A 19087-nucleotide genomic window follows, 5' to 3' on the forward strand; every position below is an offset into this window, starting at 1 on the left:
ACATCAACCGTTGACACAAAGCGCGGAGACCGCGCAACTACATAGCGAGGGGACCGCGCAACTACACTGCGAGGAAACCTCGCGACTACAGGGCGAGGAAACCTCGCGGCTACAGGGCAGGGAAACCGCGCAACTACATAGCGAGGAAACCTCACGACTACAGGGCGAGGAAACCGCGCAACTACACTGCGAGGAAACCTCGCGGCTACAGGGCGGGGAAACCCCGCGGCTACATGGGCGGGGAAACCCCGCAACTACCGGGGTGCGTTTAACGGCGTATGACGGGGTGCGGCAAGCCCCCTCGGCCGTCATTCCCGTGCAGGGATTTTGGCGTGATGATTGCGGGCGGTTAAGCAATCATCATGATTCAACGGCGGAAACGGGGTCCAGTTTTTTTAGTAAATGACGACTCCTCGTCAATACACATTATTTTTTAGGAACGTGACCTGATCCTGGATAACCTGCTCGAACAGGGGGGCAAGATACACGTCAAAATGCCCGCACTTGTAGGTAAGCAACTTGCTTTTGGGCGCCTTGGCCGCCGCTTTGAATGCGGGCTTGACGGGCGTGACGGCATCATGCTCCGCCGCCTGAATCAGCCAGGGCATTGCCATTTTGTGCGCCAGCTTGCCCGGAGAGTAAAGCGGCGCATGTAGAATAATGCGCGCAGCCACGTCTTCGTTGGGCTCGAAATCGTCGGGAAAGAGCTTTTCAACGGCGTCCCTGGCGCCTGGGGCGGTCATGGCGGCCAAGTCCCCCGGCTCCCCTGTAATGGGAATGTAGTAGGGATTCTTCCCGCGGACCGCCCTCAGCATATCCCGGCCTGCGGCCAAGGAAAGTTTCAGGGCTTGAACGACTCCGTTGGTGCGGGCCGTAGCCAACCCATCCAGGTTGGGAACCTGGGAGATGACCGCCGCAATTTTACCGTCCTTGATAGCAACGGGAATCACATGGCCTCCGGCGAAGGACGATCCCCAAAGGATGATTTTGCCGGGCTCCACCCCTTCCTGGTTTCTGGCGAAGGCAATGGCGGCATGCCAGTCCTGATGCTGTTTTTTGATGTCCAGGATTTGCCGGGGCTCTCCCTCGCTTTCGCCGAAATGGCGGTAGTCGAAAGCCAGGGCGTTATACCCGGCTTTGGCAAAGGCTTCGGCATAAACGTCAAGCCGCGCTTCCTTTACCCCGCCAAAGCCGTGGCCGAGAACCACGCAGGAGAATTTCCCTTTCGTCCCGGCTTTATAATACCATCCCGCGCATTCCAGCCCCTGAGACTTGAATCGAATATTTTCCCTCTTCATAGGCCTCTCCCCGTTCTCCTTTTTTCGTTGCACATGCTCCCCTTTAGAAAACATGATAAATGTATCATGTTTTTTATGGAGCAAATCAGATGGCGCGTCAACCAAAACATGATATATTTATCATATTTTTAATATTTCAATACCCTTTTATTAAAAGATTGAAATCGTGATATATATAAGGTCAAACGTCTGAAAGGATAACGGATCATGGATAAGCCAGGAAAGGCGCGTAAGCCTGTACAAAAGCGGGGCATGGAAACCCGGGCCAAGCTGATGGAAGCGGCCAAGGCGCTGTTTGTGGAAAAAGGCTATTATAAAACCAACGGCAATGAAATCGCCGCGCAGGCCGGGCTTGCTACAGGAACTTTTTATCGTTATTTTAATAACAAAAAGGATATTTTGGTCCAGTTGGTGCATCAATTTTATCAGCAGGGGCTTGAGCACGCTTTGCCCATAATGGGTAGTGTTTTTTCCGGGTCGGACGACGGGCGAAAAATTATTCACGACCTGCTTCAGGCCCACTACGTTTTCCACATTGAGCAAAAGGAGATGCATAAGGCGGCCTTTCCTTTGATGTTTCTGGAAGAAGACATCATGGAGCTAAGCCGTCAGGAAGATCAAAAAGTCATCGATGTCATCGCCGCTATTTTCACTGCGAACAAGCATCTTTTATGCGTGGAGGACGTACAGGCGGCGGCGGAGCTCACATACCGGACATGCGAGGCGATCACCCATTGCCTGTTGCTTCAGAGCGAGCATTCCGGCAAGGAATCGCTTATGGGGGAGTTGGAGGAAATGCTTTTCAAGTATTTGTTTACGGAATCATCCACTCCGCCCTCCTAATTATTTGCTTTTATGGGGCTTGGAAAAGCTGTTCAATGGCATCTTAAAAAACGCTTAACACAGGGGAAGGGCATGGGCGTAAAGCAAATTCATTATAGTTGGGTCATTTGCCTTACGGGGATTGTCGTCCTCTTTTCCTGTCTGGGATTGGGAAGGTTTTCCCTGGGCGTGCTGCTGCCGTCCATGAGCTCCTCGCTGCAATTGAATTATTCCCAGATGGGGCTCATCGGCACAGGAAATTTCATCGGATACATTCTATCGGTCCTGGCGGCCGGGCGCACGGTTGACTTGCTGGGCGCACGCAAGACCATCACCATGGGCCTGGTCCTTGTGGGCTCGTCCATGATGGCGATCAGCTGGGCTTCCACCTTTATAGCCGCCTTCGCCCTTTATTTCGTCACCGGGATCGGCTCGGGCCTGGCCAATGTGCCGCTCATGGGGCTGGTATCCCACTGGTTCACCTCGGAGACCAGAGGGCGGGCCGCCGGCATAATGATTTCAGGCAACGGCATGGCCATTATTTTTTCCGGGCTTTTCATCCCCTGGATAGTCATGACCTGCGGAAGCGAAGGCTGGAGGACAGGCTGGCTGACAATCGGCGCCATTTCGCTGGTTGTCTCCCTGATAGCCGGGTTGCTGTTGCGAAACCGTCCCAGCGAGGTGGGGCTCGCCCCCCTGGGAAAGCCGCCGCCCGAACAATCCTGCCAGGCTGAAGTGAACGATTGCAATCCGTCGGACGCCCGGCGCACCATGATTCATCTTGGCGTGATTTACCTGCTTTTCGGCGTCACCTACGTGGTCTACGTAACCTTTATCGTCACAGCCATGGTGAATGAGCGGAACTTTGGGGAGGGCGCGGCAGGCAGGTTTTGGGCGATTGTGGGCGCCTTGTCCCTATTCTCGGGCCCTTTGTTCGGTTGGCTGTCCGACAAATTCAGCCGAAAAACCGCAATCATCGGGGCTTTTGCCTCTTATACGGTCGCCTATGCATTCGCCGCAATATACCTTTCGGATTACTTTCTGTATGCGTCCATCGTGATTTTCGGCTTGGTTGTCTGGAGCATCCCCACCATCATGTCGGCTGCCGTGGGAGACTACATGGGGCCGGAACAGGCGGTGAAAGCCTTTGGTTTCATCACCCTGTTTTTCGGAGCAGGACAGATTGCCGGCCCTGCCCTGGCGGGTTGGCTGGCGGACGTCTCGGGCAATTTCAACATGGGCTTTTGGCTGTGCTCCCTGCTGACGGCCTGCGCCGGGGCGATAGCATATTTCCTAAAAAAACCGGAATAGAAGGCCAAAATCCTCCCTTTTATTCCGGAGGAGCTCCCCCTTTGAATTCGTCTAAAACCCTTCGGACGGTCTTCGCCAGATCAGCCCGGTCAATGGGCTTCATCAAAAGCCCCGCAACTCCCAGATCCTTTGCTTTGGCCTCGTCCATTTTTTCGCTGAACCCGGTGCAGATAATGATGGGCATGCTTTTTCGCAGGGACCGGACTTTCCCGGCCAACTGGGCGCCGGTCAGGGACGGCATGGTCATGTCAGTTACGACCAAGTCATAGGCATGTGGGTCCGCCTCAAACGCCTCCAAGGCTTTTACACTGGAAGTATAGGAGGCCACTGTGTAGCCAAGCCGTGTCAGCATCATTTTTTCCAGGTTGGCGATAGCCTCCTCGTCATCCACCAGAAAAATGCGTTCATGCCCTGTGGGCAGGTCCGCCATGGTTTTTACAGGCTCGGCCAAGCCGGCTTTTTCCATCAAAGGCAGATACACATCAAAGGTCGAACCTTTACCTACTGCGCTGTGCACTTTTACGGTTCCGGAATGTTCTTTGACGATGCCGTATACAACCGCAAGGCCTAGCCCGGTGCCTTTCCCCTGCTCCTTTGTGGTGAAATACGGGTCGAAAATCTTGTCCACCAGTTTTTCCGGCATGCCGCATCCGGTGTCATTTACGGATAGAACCAGGTATCTTCCAGGGCGAAGATCATATTTCCCGGCTTCTGCCTCTTCCAGATTGCGCTCTTCCAGGCGCACGGTAATCGTCCCGCCCTTGTCTTCCACGGCATGGTATGCGTTCGTGATAATATTCATGCCGACCTGGTGCATCTGGCTTGGGTCCGCCAACACCATTCCGCAGTCCGATTGAATGGCCTGATTGATTTCTATATAGGCGGGAATGGTAGAGCGGGAGAGTTTCAACACCTCCTTGAGGATGCTTTGAATGCGAGTGGGCACTTTCTTTTGTTCGGATTGCCTGCTGAACGCCAGGATTTGCTTGACCAGGTCGCTGCCCCGCTTTCCCGCTTTGAAAATCTCTTCGGCGCTTTCCCTTTCCTGGCTGTTTTTGGGAAGGTCATCCATAAGCATTTCAGAAAGCCCCATGATAGGAAACAGAATATTATTAAAGTCGTGGGCAATGCCGCCGGCCAGATTTCCGATGGACTCCATTTTTTGGGATTGCCGCAGCTTTTCCTCCAGATCTTTTATTTGCGTGATGTCGGTTGCAATCTGCAAGCGAACCATTCGTCCGTCCGTCCACTGGATAGCGCGATCATGATTGATGTACCATTTTTCCGTAATAGGATTTTTACCCTGCCAGGAGTACAATCCGGTTGGCTGACCGTGATCGTCAAGCAATCGGCTGTTGCTGCAGAACGAACAAGGCCCGGAGCCCCCCCGGAATGCTTGCCAACAAAGTTCGCCGGTAAGGTCCCGGCCGAAACTTTCCACCATGTATTTGTTCATAAAGAGTATTTCATAGGTCTTCATGTCCGCAACGGATATAGTGGCGTCTATGCTGTCCAGGATGGTTAAAAGAAGCTCGTGGGCGACCTGCACCGACCTTTCAATTTTTTTTCGCTCTGATATGTCCAGGGCCGTGAAGGTAAGGCCTACGCCATGATCGGATGGATCAATGGGGGTTGCACTTAGCAACACATCCACTATTCCGCCGTCTTTCCGCCTGAAACGGGTTTCGACGCTTCCTGTCCCTCGTTTCTGTATCTGCTCGAACTTGACCCGCCCTACCCGATCACATTCCTCCTGGGAGGGATAGATCAAGGCGGGGCCTTGACCGATCAACTCCTCCCTGGAATACCCCACCATCCTGCAAAGCGTGTCGTTTACTTTGGAAAACACTCTATTGGTCACAACCCCGATTCCCGAAGGGGCTGCCCTGAATATGCTTTGCATGTAGGCGGCGCTGTCGGAAAGCGCTTTTTCAGCGCGTATCCGCTCCGTCAAATCCACGCCCAGACAAGTTATATCAATGCTTTTGCCGTCTGCATCCTTTGTTAAAACATTGGACCATGCCACATTCAGGGTGTTTCCCCGCCTGTCGAGGATTTCGTTTTCGTAGGTGGAATAGCCGAATGCATCTTTTTGGTTCATGGCGGAGAAAAAAACCTTTCTTATCACTTCTCTCACATTTTCCGGGATGAACAAGTCAAACCAATCTTTGCCAATGACCTCATGTTCATTCCAGCCCGTCAGCTTTAGAAGATGATCATTGACAAAAACTATTTTCGCCTCGGGATTAAGGGTGACGCCAATCTGCGGGGTGTTGGTCAGAATATTTCTCCACTTTTGCTCTGACTCGACGAGGGCGGCCTCTGTCTTTTTGCGTTCGGAAATGTCCCGCAGAAAGCAGACAACCCGCCCCCCTTGTTCCGGACGAAACTGGACGCTGACCTCGATGTCCATAATTCCGCCGTCCTTTTTTCGATGCCTGGACTCAAAGCGGTCCGACCCCATAGAGGCCAGCTTTTCAATGTGCCGGATCACCGTGGAGGAGTCTTCCTCGGCCTCCAGGTCGCTTATCTTCATGGCGGTCAACTCGTTTTTTGTGTAGCCGCTCATTTGGCAATAGGCGTCGTTGACTTCCAGCAAACGTCCTTTAATATCCGTCACCCAAAAGCCGTCCATGGTTGTTTCAAGTATGGATCGATACAGTTCTCCGGACTCCTTCAAAGAATCCTGAGACCTGGCGAAGGTAAGAGCCACGGCGGCCAGATCCCCCAGCATTTCAGCAATGCCGATATCTTGACTGGTAAAACCTCCGGGTTTGTTGGCCAGGCCTATGATGCCAACTGTAACGCCCTCAATATTGAGCGGAACGAACATTACGTTTTCCAGCCGCAAATGCCCTTCCGGCATAAAATCCATCCAGGAGCTTTCGGGAAAAGCATTTTCACAGGCGGCTTTGTTCGTCCTGTACGCCGTCTCCCTCAACCCCCTGATTGGCATGGGAAGAGTTGGGTCAACAGTGCATGGAGCGCCTCCGTCATCCAAAAACAAAACTTCGTTTTCTTTTCCGTTTGCTGATAGCAGCGCCACATAACCTGATTGGGCTCCGGTCAGCTGTTTGCATTGATCAAATATCTTTCTGGCGGCTTCTTCAAAGGTTTTGCAACTGGGAATGCAGCGGAAAATATCCAAAAGGGTTGTGTTGATATCCGGCGCGCCGGCCGACTTTTTCAGTTCGGCAAACCTTTTTTCCAATTCCTCGTAGGTGGGCTTGGGCATGATAAATTTCATCCGGAAAAAATGGGAAAAAACATTATATTCAAAGCAGGCTTTTCATCTTCAAATGAATGGTTTTCGCTTTTATAGCTATAAATAAGGATACATGAAAGCCGATGGGAGGGCAAAGTTTTACGTTGTTGAGGGGTTAAAGAAAAACATCTTTTAGAGTAAGGGCTACTTCTTTATCGGTTCGTTGACGCCGGGCATCCGGTTTTGAAAGCGGCTCAGCCAGATTTGATCAATCCGGTGGGGGACCTGCCGGGGTTGAATCCTCAGCGTGTGCACGCCGTCTGACCTCAAAATGATGAGTTTGGGATCGTCCCCGTTGCTGGCCCAGCCCCAGGCGCCCGCCGAATGAATATCCAGCCAGTTGCCGAGCATTGAGCCCCAGCCAGTCCCAATCCATTTGTCCGACTGCAGCCAGATGGAATCGCTGGAGATGTCGTCCTCGTTGCATTTGCCGCGCAGCCAAATGTAATACCTTCCGGCCGGGGCTTCAAACTGCATTTCCACGTAAACCTCCGGGGCGGGCAGAGGCTTGCCGCTGGCGCCGGAGGTCAATTCAACGGCCCATCCAGTGGAGGCGGAGGGGTCCGCTACCAATCGCACCCCGGTTGGCGATTTTTCCGTAATGTTACGGGCGTCCAGGATAACGTCCCGATCCGCGTCGTAGGCAAAGGGCATGGGCGCCCGGTTGATTGCGGCCGACGCCGGCCAGTTGACGACGGAGAAGGCTATCATGCCTGCGTAAACTATATGTAAGGCTGCCAGGACGATTGTTTTTCCTGCCTTGGAGAAGAGCGGCTTGGAGGTTTTCATGCCGAACAGGAAACGGAGCACGTCGAATTTTCTGATCAGATAAAAATAGAGTCCGGCGGTCAGGGCGAACGCGTCAATAAATACTATCAACCACTTGGCGTAATCTTCGATTTCCAGGGGCATGACAAAATACCCGAAGCCGAGGATGATCGTTTGATGGAGGATGTAAAAAGGCAGCACCCCTTCGTTTAAATGGCGGAGTATGGGGCGGTCAAAAGATAGATGCTGCAGGCCCAGCCCCAGAATGGCCAGGATCCAGAACCAAGCCCCCCAAAACCGCAGTAGCAGGGCGGCCCAAGGCCTGATTGCATAAGGAATCGCACCGCCCAAAGCCCCAAAAACCAAATACAGATACAAGGCGGTAAAGGCGCCGGCCAAAACCAGGGAGATATTCCGGTTTCGCTTGATGCACTCCATGAGATTTTCGCCGGAGGCAATAACGAACCCTCCGATTAAAAACCACAGATAATATAGGAATCCCCAGCCGCCGCTTCCCACGCTTAATATGGAGGCGGGGAAAATCAGTTTGATAAGCAGCAGAGGAAGGGGAAAGATGAGATACATGGCCTTGGGGGAGGACAGCAGGCTTGTGAGCCGATTCAGGCCGTTGCCCCAGCCTCCCTGCAAGCGGACGAACAAGCGGTAGCAAAGCAGGCTGTACAGGAACAAAAACAGCAGATACCAAAGATGCATGCCATGAAAGGCAAAGTTACCCGGGCAGTTCGGTTCAAAATACAAGCCCGAGAAATAGATTTTGTAAAATGAGAAAAAGGACCCGGAAAAAACATGCTTGGAAGTCCGTTCCAGGTAAATCTGCAGGGCGCTGTGGGTGCATGCCCCAACAATAACCGGGACCATGAGGCGGGAAAATTTGTCCAAATAGAACTTTTTGAATCCCCCGGAATTGTTCAGGGCGTAAAACAGGCTGGCGCCGGAAATGACGAAGAACAAGGGCATCAGCCAGGTTGTCATGAAGCCGTTCCAGATTTCCACCCATAGGTAATTGTTCACATTCTTGATATGCCAATCCCACAGGTCAAAAAACCGGGTGCTATGAAAAAAAAACACGGCCAGGATGGCCATGACACGGATCCAGTCCAACTCGTGACGTCTTGCGGGAGCGTTCATTTTTCAAGCCTTTTGTCAGTAAATTAATCCTGTGGAAACCGCTTTAGGACTTCATGATGGGTTTTTTCTCCAAAGAGTTCAAAACCTCAATCATGCGGGGCCTGCGGCGGTTGACGTCCCGCAGGGTTTTGGCGTAAGCCTTCCATTCTGCGGTTTCGCCTGCGGACTCATAAGCCTTTTTGACCTTGCGCAGATACTCGCCAGCCGATTTATAGGCGCTTACTTTTACCTGGCTGATTTGATGCTCCGCCGCTGCTTTCCATTGGTTTATGGAAAAATCCGGGTGGGTTTTCCAAACCGCATTGGCCAATTCCATACCCAACCCCCACGGCCGGGCCGAACCGGTCAATTTCAGGTACCTGGCGATGGCGTCGTCATGCCGTTTTTCATGCACGGCTATTTTTATAAGCACAGCATGAAGCGGGTAACTCTCCTTCCACCTTTTGGGGGAAAGGCGTGAAACCCAGGGCGCCGGAAGCGGCCAGGCAACCATGGCTTTCACTTTCGTATCAGGCAAGTCCGGCCTTCTTCCGGATTCCAGAAAAGACATAAGGCCCAGGCGGGTTTCCGGCCATTGTTCTTTTGCAACGGCCTTTTCTACGTTCAGGAAGTTTCCCAGGCGGGGGGAATCAAAAAAGGCCAGAGCCGCCAGGGCGGCGACCTGTTTCTTATCCCCCAGGCGGGCGGCGATGGTTTGCATCATTTCAACCATCGCCCAGGCCGTCCTGGGGGCGTCCTCAATGGAGCCCTCAAACCCCTTGATCGCCCACTGTTTAGCCTGCTCCAGGTCTCCGGCTTCCAACAAGGCCCGCACCAATCGTTCATAATCCCCGGTGCGCGGGGCTTCCGCCATCAGCAGTTCAATCACGCCTTCCCGGCCGCTTTCCTCCATGGCTCGGATCAACCAGGACAGAAGTTCGCTTCTTTCATGGTTTTGAAAGTAAGAACCGTTCTTGGCGGGGGCAGGCATGGACGACAGCCTGTCCCTTAACAAGTCCGCGGCGTGCGCCCAGTCCTGGGGTGAAAAGCCTCCCTTGCATAGGCTCTCCTCCTCGTCCGGAAGCACATCGTATTGGTCTTCCATAAAGCGTTCTATCAACCACAGGAGACGGTCTTGGGATTTCATGCTGGAGAGAAACAAGGCTTCGAAAACCAAATCCATGCACTCGCCGATTTCCATTCCGATTTCTCCGTCCTGGTCCAAGGACTCGATCAGGTTGTCACTGTTCTCCCACAACACTAAGCCGGGGGAAAGCACCTGGCCGGCCTGCCCGTTTTTGATCATGGCCTTCATACTTGCTTGAACCTCGGTAAAATCAGGTTCCGAGTAATTGCCGCTCCAGTAGGCATCGTAATCATCAAAGGCTATAATATCATCGATCTGCCTGCGCAACACGCTCGCGGCGGCTTTCGGCCCCCTGGTCTGCAAAAGAATCCGGTCAGAGATGGTTATATGAAAATCCTCGGAATTCGCAGCCATATCCAGCAACATATCCACAATTTCCTGCTTCTTCATCTTTTTCAGGGAGGCGCCAAGATCAGAGAGCGAAATCCAATCATCATCATCATCGTCATCATCCCAGTCACCACCTTCCGGGTCTTCACCATAGTACCGGTAATAAAGGCGCAGGCGTTCATCATCCTTGGCAGCTTTGGGGATTTTAGCTTTTTCCTCGATCAAATCCATGCAAACCAAAACCAGGGCCACGGCATGCTTGCACGGCCCCCGTTCGTAAGGACAGGTGCATCCGCAATCCAACCCGCCCTTGGAATCGAGTTCTATCCATGTTGCGTATTTGCGGGTCCCCTGAACCCAGGCGATGAATTCATCTTCCGGGGTTACGGCCACGTCGCTCACATGCTTCTTATACGACCGCCCCCGGGACACAATTTTCTCGCCAGCCCACTCTTCCAATTCGCCCCATGTGAGCGAACGCAGTACTTTTTCCCACTTGCCGATCTTCATGCTTGCCACCCCTTGCCGAAGTTACGACGGCATTCATTTTTTTGCCGAAAGCATAACTGTTTATCCAAGGCCTTTCAAGGCCTTCCGCTAAAGAAACATGGAGCGGCTGTATACAGGCCTTGACACGGTCAATACACATGTATTAATCGCTTATTTAATACAATTGCATTAAATGCGGAAGGAAATGGCAATGCCAAAACAACATGAGGGTTCCACAAAGGCCAGGCTGTTCAGGGCGGGAGTCAAAATTTTCGCCCAGAAAGGCTATGGGGACGCCACAGTTCGGGAAATCTGCAAAGAGGCTAAAACCGCCAATATCAACGGCGTCAACTACTATTTCGGGTCCAAGGAGTTATTGTATCGGGAAATATTGGAATTCATATTCTCTGAGTATGGCAAGCATAGTTTGGAGGAAAGGAAGCAGAAAACGCCGGAAAAGCAGCTTAGGGCGATGATCGGCGTCTATTGCAGGATGCTATACGAAGACAACGCATTCACTTCAGACGCAACCGCGATATTCGTCCATGAAATGGCCAGGCCCTCATCCTTTGTGGAGGATATGGTGGATCAATACAACCGGCCCGAGGTGGAGCGCCACATGCAGATGTTTCGCCGGTTGTTGGGAGACGGAGCCGACGACGATGCGGTCCGGGACTGCCTGGTTTCGGTCTCGGGCCAGTTGCTTTATTACAGTTTTGCCTGGCCGTTATTCTCCAGGCTTTTCCCGGACTACGATGCCGACCAGCGCCATGAGGCGTGGGCGGAGCATGTGTTTGCCTTTTCCATGGGCGGAATTGCCGCAATAAGGAAAAGATTGAAAGCAAAAAAGGAGGTCTGAAAATGGAGATCAAATCAGTATCTTGCGTATTCTTTTCACCGACGGGATCGACCCAAAAAGTCGTCCACAATATAGCGCAAGGGATGCAGGCGGAAGTATTGGACGTGATGGACTGCACCAACCGGTCGAAACGGCGCGAAGGGATGGGAACTATCCAAAGCGACCTGCTTATAATAGGCGTCCCCGTCTATTACGGCCGGGTTCCCGAAGAGGCGGCGCCTTTTCTGAAATCATTGTCCGGCCGGGGCGTTCCGGTGGTTCTTGTGGTGACTTACGGAAACCGGGAATACGAAGACTCCCTTCTGGAGCTCCATGATATAGCGGCGGAGCAGGGATTTATTCCTGTTGCAGGCGGGGCTTTTGTCGCCGAACATTCCTACTCCCTGCCCTCCCGGCCCATCGCCCACGGCAGGCCGGATGTTAGCGATATAGCGACGGCCCAGGATTTCGGCATGCAAATCAGGAAAGAGCCGGAATTGTTTCTTTGATCAAGCCAAAACCTCCAGGGCCGTAAAACGCTTACGGCCCCGGAACGCAGTCCTTAGTTGACCGTCTCGTACGCCACGGCCTGGCCGGCCATGGGGTCCTCGCGCAGTTTCTTGATATCGCGAAGCGGCGGAGCGCCGAACATGCGGCTGTATTCCCGGCTGAACTGGGAGGGGCTTTCGTACCCGACCCGAAAGAAGGCGGTTGCCGCGTCCATGCGATCGCTCAGCATCAGGATCCGGGCCTCGTGAAGCCGCAGCCATTTCTGGAATTGCAGGGGGCTCATGGCGGTTAAAGCGCGAAAATGATGGTGAAAGGTGGACGGGCTCATGCCCGTCTGGGCAGCCAAGGATAGTTGGTTTGTGCATCTGGCCATAGAGCTTTTTCCGGAAAAAGGCCCGGCGACCCGGCTAAAGCATGTTTTTAGCAATGATTACAAATTTTTAATACAAGGAGAGATTTCCATGGGTATTTCAGAAAAGGCGAAACAAAACTACGAAGAGCTGTTCCCGGGCCGAAAATCCGCGCTTCATGACACGGATCCTGAGTTGATGGAGATTTTCGATAATTTCGCCTTTGATGAAGTGCTTGAGTACGGAAACCTGGATACGCGCACCCGGATGATCGCGATTCTGGCGTCCCTCATCGCCCAACCGGCTTTGTCCCAATATAAAATCATGCTGGACGCCGCCCTGAACGCGGGCGTCACGCCCGTGGAGATCAAGGAGATCGTATACCAGTCCACCCAATACGTGGGCATGGCCAGAACCCTGGATTTTTTGAACGCGACAAACGACCTTTTTAAGAGCCGGGGCGTTAAACTGCCTTTGGAAGGACAGACCGCGGTCACGCCTGAAACCGCCTTTGACAAAGGCCGGGCGCTCTTGAATTCGGTTTTTGGGGAAATGATAGAAGAGAATTACCAAAAGGCCCCGGGAAGCCAAAAGCACATCCAGCATTATTTGTTCGGGAACTGCTTTGGCAAGTATTACACCCGAAGCGGCCTGGACATAAAAATGCGGGAGTTGGTCACCTTCGCCTTTCTCTCGTCCATGGGCGGCTGCGAGCCCCAGTTGAAAAGCCACATCAAGGGCAACCTCCGCGTGGGCAACGACAAGGAGACCCTGCTGAGCGTGCTCACCCAATTGCTGCCTTACCTCGGCTATCCCAGGATGTTCAACGCCCTGGCCTGCGTGAACGAGGTCATTCCCGAAAATACGTAAACATCCCGCCTCCCCTCCGGCTGCTCGCATAAAACCCGGCGCTGGTTCTTATCCCTGGACGGGTAAGGATCAGGCAAGGGTTCTTGCCATTTAAAGCAAGCGCGAGTATAAGAAACGCATCTGAGTTTTTTAGAAGTCTTTGTGAGGATATTCATATATCCCTATCTGTTTCGCCGGAGGACGCATGTCGGAAAGAGCCCAAATGACCAAAGCCGCCGGGGTAGTGGGCGGCGCTACAGCTATTTCCCGGGTGTTGGGCTACGTCCGGGACGCGGTCATGGCCTACTTTTTCGGGACGTCCGTTGCTTTGGACGCTTTCCTGGTGGCCTTTCGCATTCCCAATCTGCTTCGGAGGCTTTTCGCCGAGGGCTCCCTGACCATTGCGTTTGTACCGGTTTTTTCCGAATACCTGGAAAAAAAGGGCCATGAGGAAGCCATGCGCATGGCTGGCGCGGCCTTTCGTCTTCTGGCCCTGATCCTGGCCGGCCTGACCGTGCTTGGGGTGATATTCGCGCCCCAGGTGGTAATGGTTCTGGCGCCCGGATTCGCCAAGAACCCGGATCAATTCGCCCTGACGGTCCTTTTGACGCGCATTACCTTTCCGTACATATTCTTCATAGGGCTGGTGGCTTTGTGCATGGGCATATTGAACAGCCTGCGGCACTTCGCGGCCCCCGCCCTGGCGCCTGTGTTTTTAAACGTAGCCATGATCGCCTGCGTGTATCTGTTTTTTTCCACGTTTGAGCCGCCTGTAATCTCCCTGGCTTTAGGCGTTATTATCGGTGGGGCGCTGCAACTGGCCCTGCAATTTCCGTTTATGCATAAGAAGGGCTTTCGAGGCTGGATCAAAGGGCCCTTGAACCACCCGGGCATTAAAAGGGTGGCGGTGCTCATGGGACCTGCGGTGCTTGGCGCCGGGGTGTATCAGGTGTACATCATTGTGGGGACTATCCTTGCTTCCATGCTGCCCGAGGGGAGCGTGTCTTATCTGTATTACGCCGACAGGCTGACCCAGTTGCCCCTGGGGATTTTCGGCATTTCCCTGGCCACGGCTGCTCTGCCCAGTTTTTCGCGCCAGGCGGCCAACAAGGATATGGAAGGCCTGAAAGACAGCTTTGGCTACGCCATCCGCATCATCATGTTCGTGAACCTGCCTGCCACGGTGGGGCTGATCGTTCTGGCGCAGCCCATTGTGGGGCTGTTGTTCGAAAGGGGCGCTTTTGGCGCGGAGGCCACTATTCATACAGCCCATGCGCTTATTTACTTTGTTTTGGGGCTATGCGCCATTTCAGGCGCCCGGATCGTGGTGTCCATGCTGTACGCGCTCCAGGACACGGTCACGCCGGTGCGGGTGGCGATTTTGTCTTTGGTCGCCTACCTGGCCTTTTCCATGGCTTTGATGAAGCCCCTGCTCCATGGCGGCCTTGCTTTAGCGGCCACGCTATCTTCCGCTTTAAGCCTTGCGTTGCTCACCTACCACCTTAGACGGAAAATCGGGCCGTTGGGCGGCCGAAAAATCTTGAAATCCGTCATGGGTTCACTGGTTGCATCGTTAGGAATGGGTGCGGCCGTGTATGTTTTTGCACATTTCGCCGGAATTCTGGCGCCCGGGCAAGTAGGGTCCGCCCAACTGACTTTGTGGACCATGCTGTGCATTGGGGCGGGAATTGTGGTATACATAGGTTTGGCCAGTGTTTTTTGTAAAAAGGAATTCCAGGCAATGTGGCGCCTGGTTGGCAAGAGGGTAAAACGCCGTGGATAAATTCCATAATCTTGCAATTACAGGCCTTTTGATCTTGGTTTCCGTGCTGTTCTTTTTCCTTGCCTTTGGAAATCGCGGATTGGTGGACATGTATAACCTGAAAAGGGAGGCCGCCAGGCTGCATGAAGCCAATCAGGACCTGGAAAAGGAAAACGACCGGCTTCGCAGGACCATGTATCGCCTTTTGGAAGATCGCGATTACTTGGAAAGCGTAGCCAGAAAAGAACTCGGCATGGTTGGAAAAGACGAACTCGTATATGATTTTAAAGACGATAATCTTAGCAGCAGCAAAAAAGGAGACAAGAATCCAGTTCAATGACCGTTACCATAGACCACAAAAATGGGAAGGTCCGACTCATTCAACAGCCCGACGGTGCGAAAACAATCGAAGTTTATACCAGCGGGGCTTCCAAACCTGATAAAAAATGGACGACTTCCTACCATCCCGATCTAATCCGGGCCGTCTTGGACGCAAAAGGACCGGCTTTTCTCTGCGATGAAATCCGCCGCGACGAGGACCCGCGATACACGCCAGGTTTGCTAAATAAGAGCATTCTGGCATATTTTAATAAACAGTATTTGAACGGCAAACGCATTTTGGATTTCGGCTGCGGCAGCGGCGCTTCCGCCATGGTGCTTAAGCGCATGTTTCCCCAGGCGCACATAGTAGGGGTGGAGCGTTCAGCCAAACTGCTGAAAATCGCCGAACTGCGCACAAAGCATTATGGGTTTAAGAATATTGAATTTCTAATGTCTCCTAATGACGACCAATTGCCGCCTGATTTGAGTGAATTCCACCTGGTGCTGTTAAACGCGGTTTATGAGCACCTTTTGCCCAGGGAACGTCGGATTCTTACGACCAAACTGTGGGACGCCGTGAAACCCGGGGGATGCATGCTGGTGACGGAAACCCCTTATAGATGGTTTCCCATCGAAACCCACACGACAGGGCTGCCTTTAATCAACTATCTTCCAAAGGCAGCGGCCGCGCCAATGGCCAGACGGTTTTCATTCCGTGTGAAAAATGAGGAGCCGTGGCACGCTCTTTTGCGCCGGGGAATACGAGGCGCCACGGTCAAAGAAGTTTACAAAATTTTGAAAAGTCACGACCCCCACGCCCAGATTATGCAACCCCGGCCGGGGATCAAGTCACCCCATCAGATCTGGCTGGAGGCGGCCTCGGAGCGCAACATGAAGACGCCCATGAAGCTCGCCGTGAAGTCTTGCAGATTTCTTACTGCCAAGACCGGCCTGGGGGTTTCCCCTTACATCTGCTTTGCCGTGCAAAAAGGAAACGCCGCATCTAATGCCTGAACCAATTCGCATTTTACATATTATCACTACCACAGACACCGGCGGCGCCGAGGCTATGCTCGCCAAACTGTGCAAAAGCCTGGACAAAGACAAATTTGTCTGCCGGGTGGTCAGCATGGTTCATGCCGGCCCCATCGCCCAGGACATAGCGGAAAGCGGCGTTCAAGTGGACAGCCTGGAATTAGACCTTGGCAAGCCCAGGCCCGGGGCGTTTTTCCGTTTGCTGAAAATCATCCGGGAGTTTAAGCCACACGTGGTCCAGTCGTGGCTTTATCATGCCGACTTTTTAAATCTTTTCGCTTCCCGCATAAGCTCCAGAGCCCGGATTGCATGGAATATCCGCAATTCCAATATAGATTTTTCTCAATACAACCGGCTGACGGAATGGGTGGTGAAGGCCTGCGCCCTGCTGTCCCGGTTTCCCGACGCTGTAATAGCCAATTCGTACTGCGGCCGGGACTTGCACCTGAAAATGGGATACAAGTCCAAAAGGTTTGAAGTCATACCCAACGGGTTTGACCTGGAACGGTTTTCCCGGAATGAATCGGCAGGCGAAAAAATCCGTAAAGAGCTTGGCATAGAAGAATCCGCGCCGGTTCTCGTTATGTTCGCCAGGCAGGATCCCATGAAGGATCACGCCACTCTGCTGAGGGCCGCGGACCTTCTCAGACGTGACTTTCCTGCAATAAGGCTTATTCTTTGCGGGGACAGGGTTGACCCTGGCAACGCGACATTGTACGGCATAGTGCGCGAACTTGGCCTGGAGAAAAATGCGCTCCTGTTGGGAAGAAGGCGGGACGTGCCGGAGATCCTGTCGGCCGCCGACGTTTCGGTGCTTAGCTCTTTTGGAGAAGGCTTCCCCAACGTGGTGGGAGAGGCCATGGCCTGCCAGGTTCCGGTTGTGGCGAATGACGCAGGCGATACGGTCCAGGTAATCGGCCCCACGGGGCTTATCGTTCCTAATGAGGACGCCGCCGCCCTGGCCGGAGCGATTAAGGAAATCCTGACATTGCCAGCTCCGGAAAAGCAAGAGCTTGGATTGGCGGCTCGCCGCAGAATTGAAGAGCTGTATTCCCTGGACGCTATTGTTAAACAGTATGAAGACTTTTACACCAGTTTGGTTGTTTAGGAGCTTTTAGATGGCGAAAAAAATCGCCTTGGTCTCGCGGTGCGCGTGGACCTTATACAATTTCAGGGCCGGCCTGATGCGCGTACTAAAAAGTCAGGGGCATGAAGTCCTGGGCGGCGGCGCCAGAGGCGGAGGATTCGCCGCTAAAATCCGAGCGATCGGCGTGCCTTTTAAGAATCTTCCTTTGGACATGAAGGGCATCAACCCCGTGTCTGACATCGGCTTTTTTCTGGCCATGTTTTTTTGGTATCGGAAGGAAAAACCGGACATCGCCCATCATTTCACGATTAAGCCGGTGATCTACGGGAGCATAGCAGCCCGCCTGGCCGGCGCGCCCAAGGTAATCGCCGCTATTACAGGCTTGGGCTATGTGTTTACAGGGTCAGGAAACCCGCTGCTGCAAAGCCTGGTGGAGTTTATGTACCGGGCTGCCTTCATGTGCTGCGACCATGTATTCTTCCTTAATCCCAGCGACATGGATTTTTTCGTCTCCAAAGGAATTATTCAAGAAAATAAGGCCGAGCTGCTTCCCGGTGAAGGCGTGGACTGCGCCCATTTTGACGGAGGGCTTTTTCCCGCTCCCAACCCCGAAGAACCGCCCGTAATCCTGATGGTGGCGCGCCTGTTAAAGGATAAGGGCATCTACGAATATGTGGAGGCGGCACGCATTGCCGCAAAAAAGGGTTCGAACGCCCGGTTTTGCCTTTTGGGCGGAAGGGACGAACGCAATCCCACCGTGGTGGACGCCCGGGACCTGGAAGAATGGATTAAAACCGGCGTGGTAGAGTGGTTTGGCGAGACCGAGGACGTACGCCCGTTCATCGCATCGGCGAGCATCGTCGTGCTGCCCTCGTATAGGGAGGGAGCGCCCCGATCATTGATGGAAGCCTCGGCCATGTCACGCCCTGTGGTCGCCACCAATGTGGTCGGCTGCCGGGATGTGGTCATGGACGGAAAAACCGGTTTGCTGACGCCGTTGAAGGACTCCCAGGCCCTGGCGGAAGCGATTCTATACTTGCTGGACAACCCGGAGAAAGCGCAGGAAATGGGGCGGCAGGGCCGATCCTTTATCCTCAACAAGTATTCGGAACAGATCGTAATTGACAGTATCCTGAAAATATATGATGAATAGGCATGAAAACTGACATCTGCCAAGTTATGCATATTCTGTTTGTTTGATCAGGAAGTTCTCTTGGGAGCCTAAACCAGCTCCCTCAATTAAAAAAAGCGCGGAGGTTCTACCATGATACGGAAGCAAGGTTTTCAACACGGCATTCTTCTTCTGGCGCTCGTTCTGGCAATCCTTTTTTCTGCATCAGCATGTAAATCCATGAATTTTGAAAACGGAGGATCTTCGGGCTCCGTAGCTCCGGCTCGGCCTGAGCCGTCCCCTGTTTATTATGATTTTGACGACGTCCTGATTCCCCAGGAGCTTAAGCTGGACAAGGACAATTGCTTTGTGTACCGGGCTTCCGGGATTTCCGCCGGGGTGCTGGTTCTGAGTGGCCGGGTTGAGGTGAATTCCCTGGTGGCGTTTTTTGAGAATAACATGATCAAGGACAACTGGGCGCTGGTGAGCGTCGTGAGAACGCCCAGGACCCTCATGCTTTTCAGGAAGGAAAACCGCACCTGCGTAATCACGATTCGCGGCACGTCCATCACCACCAATCTGGAGGTGTGGGTTGCACCGGGCAGTGAAATGGCCCCTGGCGCCGGTCTGCTCAAGGAGTCCGGCCTGGCTGAATAGGAGGGTCAC

General features: G+C 53.2%; 16 protein-coding genes. 11 read left to right on the plus strand and 5 right to left on the minus strand.

Going from position 1 to position 19087, the window contains the following annotated elements:
• Positions 1-416: 416 nt before the first annotated feature.
• Positions 417-1298, minus strand: a complete 882-nt coding sequence (locus G491_RS0123555; protein WP_028316294.1) for an alpha/beta hydrolase — start codon at positions 1296-1298, stop codon at positions 417-419.
• A gap of 207 nt (positions 1299-1505) precedes the next feature.
• Here G491_RS0123555 and G491_RS34545 point away from each other — a divergent pair, with 207 nt between their 5' ends.
• Both G491_RS34545 and G491_RS0123565 read left to right on the plus strand, forming a co-directional pair.
• Complete coding sequence (locus tag G491_RS34545; protein ID WP_028316295.1) at positions 1506-2141, plus strand: TetR/AcrR family transcriptional regulator; 636 nt, start codon at positions 1506-1508, stop codon at positions 2139-2141.
• A gap of 72 nt (positions 2142-2213) precedes the next feature.
• Positions 2214-3431, plus strand: a complete 1218-nt coding sequence (locus G491_RS0123565; protein WP_028316296.1) for an MFS transporter — start codon at positions 2214-2216, stop codon at positions 3429-3431.
• Positions 3432-3450: 19 nt separating this feature from the next.
• Here the strand turns inward: G491_RS0123565 and G491_RS34550 are convergent, their stop codons facing one another.
• From G491_RS34550 to G491_RS0123585, 3 genes are all read right to left on the minus strand, one after another.
• Entirely contained in the window at positions 3451-6666 is a 3216-nt protein-coding gene (locus G491_RS34550; RefSeq protein WP_051327488.1) for a PAS domain S-box protein, read from the minus strand.
• A gap of 174 nt (positions 6667-6840) precedes the next feature.
• Positions 6841-8613 carry an acyltransferase family protein gene (locus G491_RS0123580; RefSeq protein WP_084511666.1) on the minus strand — a complete coding sequence of 591 codons (1773 nt, stop codon included), beginning with the start codon at positions 8611-8613 and terminating at the stop codon, positions 6841-6843.
• 43 nt (positions 8614-8656) lie between these two features.
• Entirely contained in the window at positions 8657-10579 is a 1923-nt protein-coding gene (locus tag G491_RS0123585; RefSeq protein ID WP_028316298.1) for an SWIM zinc finger family protein, read from the minus strand.
• A 190-nt stretch (positions 10580-10769) separates the two neighbouring features.
• Here G491_RS0123585 and G491_RS0123590 point away from each other — a divergent pair, with 190 nt between their 5' ends.
• Both G491_RS0123590 and G491_RS32250 read left to right on the plus strand, forming a co-directional pair.
• Positions 10770-11417, plus strand: coding sequence for a TetR/AcrR family transcriptional regulator (locus G491_RS0123590; RefSeq protein WP_028316299.1), 648 nt, complete (start codon positions 10770-10772; stop codon positions 11415-11417).
• A gap of 2 nt (positions 11418-11419) precedes the next feature.
• Complete coding sequence (locus G491_RS32250) at positions 11420-11905, plus strand: flavodoxin family protein (protein WP_051327489.1); 486 nt, start codon at positions 11420-11422, stop codon at positions 11903-11905.
• Positions 11906-11958: 53 nt separating this feature from the next.
• Here the strand turns inward: G491_RS32250 and G491_RS0123600 are convergent, their stop codons facing one another.
• Entirely contained in the window at positions 11959-12279 is a 321-nt protein-coding gene (locus tag G491_RS0123600) for a helix-turn-helix domain-containing protein (RefSeq protein WP_028316300.1), read from the minus strand.
• 88 nt (positions 12280-12367) lie between these two features.
• Here G491_RS0123600 and G491_RS0123605 point away from each other — a divergent pair, with 88 nt between their 5' ends.
• The 7 genes from G491_RS0123605 to G491_RS34555 all read left to right on the plus strand — a co-directional run bounded on the left by G491_RS0123605 (position 12368) and on the right by G491_RS34555 (position 19078).
• Positions 12368-13126, plus strand: coding sequence for a carboxymuconolactone decarboxylase family protein (locus G491_RS0123605; RefSeq protein ID WP_015949140.1), 759 nt, complete (start codon positions 12368-12370; stop codon positions 13124-13126).
• A 184-nt stretch (positions 13127-13310) separates the two neighbouring features.
• Positions 13311-14888, plus strand: coding sequence for a murein biosynthesis integral membrane protein MurJ (gene murJ / locus G491_RS0123610; protein WP_028316301.1), 1578 nt, complete (start codon positions 13311-13313; stop codon positions 14886-14888).
• Complete coding sequence (locus G491_RS32255; RefSeq protein WP_051327490.1) at positions 14881-15207, plus strand: FtsB family cell division protein; 327 nt, start codon at positions 14881-14883, stop codon at positions 15205-15207. Before murJ ends, G491_RS32255 begins: the two co-directional genes overlap by 8 nt.
• Positions 15204-16202, plus strand: a complete 999-nt coding sequence (locus tag G491_RS0123620) for a class I SAM-dependent methyltransferase (protein ID WP_028316302.1) — start codon at positions 15204-15206, stop codon at positions 16200-16202. The genes G491_RS32255 and G491_RS0123620 overlap by 4 nt, the downstream gene beginning before the upstream one ends.
• The gene (locus G491_RS0123625) at positions 16195-17331 is read left to right on the plus strand and encodes a glycosyltransferase (protein WP_051327491.1); all 1137 of its coding nucleotides are present in this window, start codon (positions 16195-16197) and stop codon (positions 17329-17331) included. The genes G491_RS0123620 and G491_RS0123625 overlap by 8 nt, the downstream gene beginning before the upstream one ends.
• Positions 17332-17341: 10 nt before the next feature.
• Positions 17342-18463 carry a glycosyltransferase family 4 protein gene (locus G491_RS0123630; RefSeq protein ID WP_035219977.1) on the plus strand — a complete coding sequence of 374 codons (1122 nt, stop codon included), beginning with the start codon at positions 17342-17344 and terminating at the stop codon, positions 18461-18463.
• Positions 18464-18574: 111 nt separating this feature from the next.
• A complete protein-coding gene (locus G491_RS34555) occupies positions 18575-19078 on the plus strand; it encodes a hypothetical protein (RefSeq protein WP_015949134.1) in 504 nt (167 codons plus the stop codon).
• Positions 19079-19087 lie beyond the last annotated feature (9 nt).

The sequence above is a fragment of the Desulfatibacillum aliphaticivorans DSM 15576 genome (assembly GCF_000429905.1).
Lineage (GTDB): Bacteria > Desulfobacterota > Desulfobacteria > Desulfobacterales > Desulfatibacillaceae > Desulfatibacillum > Desulfatibacillum aliphaticivorans.

Coding starts and splice junctions, on each gene's coding strand:
- G491_RS0123555 (WP_028316294.1), bottom strand. CDS start 1,298: ATGAAGAGGGAAAATATTCGATTCAAGTCTCAGGGGCTGGAATGCGCG.
- G491_RS34545 (WP_028316295.1), top strand. CDS start 1,506: ATGGATAAGCCAGGAAAGGCGCGTAAGCCTGTACAAAAGCGGGGCATG.
- G491_RS0123565 (WP_028316296.1), top strand. CDS start 2,214: ATGGGCGTAAAGCAAATTCATTATAGTTGGGTCATTTGCCTTACGGGG.
- G491_RS34550 (WP_051327488.1), bottom strand. CDS start 6,666: ATGCCCAAGCCCACCTACGAGGAATTGGAAAAAAGGTTTGCCGAACTG.
- G491_RS0123580 (WP_084511666.1), bottom strand. CDS start 8,613: ATGAACGCTCCCGCAAGACGTCACGAGTTGGACTGGATCCGTGTCATG.
- G491_RS0123585 (WP_028316298.1), bottom strand. CDS start 10,579: ATGAAGATCGGCAAGTGGGAAAAAGTACTGCGTTCGCTCACATGGGGC.
- G491_RS0123590 (WP_028316299.1), top strand. CDS start 10,770: ATGCCAAAACAACATGAGGGTTCCACAAAGGCCAGGCTGTTCAGGGCG.
- G491_RS32250 (WP_051327489.1), top strand. CDS start 11,420: ATGGAGATCAAATCAGTATCTTGCGTATTCTTTTCACCGACGGGATCG.
- G491_RS0123600 (WP_028316300.1), bottom strand. CDS start 12,279: ATGGCCAGATGCACAAACCAACTATCCTTGGCTGCCCAGACGGGCATG.
- G491_RS0123605 (WP_015949140.1), top strand. CDS start 12,368: ATGGGTATTTCAGAAAAGGCGAAACAAAACTACGAAGAGCTGTTCCCG.
- murJ (WP_028316301.1), top strand. CDS start 13,311: ATGTCGGAAAGAGCCCAAATGACCAAAGCCGCCGGGGTAGTGGGCGGC.
- G491_RS0123620 (WP_028316302.1), top strand. CDS start 15,204: ATGACCGTTACCATAGACCACAAAAATGGGAAGGTCCGACTCATTCAA.
- G491_RS0123625 (WP_051327491.1), top strand. CDS start 16,195: ATGCCTGAACCAATTCGCATTTTACATATTATCACTACCACAGACACC.
- G491_RS0123630 (WP_035219977.1), top strand. CDS start 17,342: ATGGCGAAAAAAATCGCCTTGGTCTCGCGGTGCGCGTGGACCTTATAC.
- G491_RS34555 (WP_015949134.1), top strand. CDS start 18,575: ATGATACGGAAGCAAGGTTTTCAACACGGCATTCTTCTTCTGGCGCTC.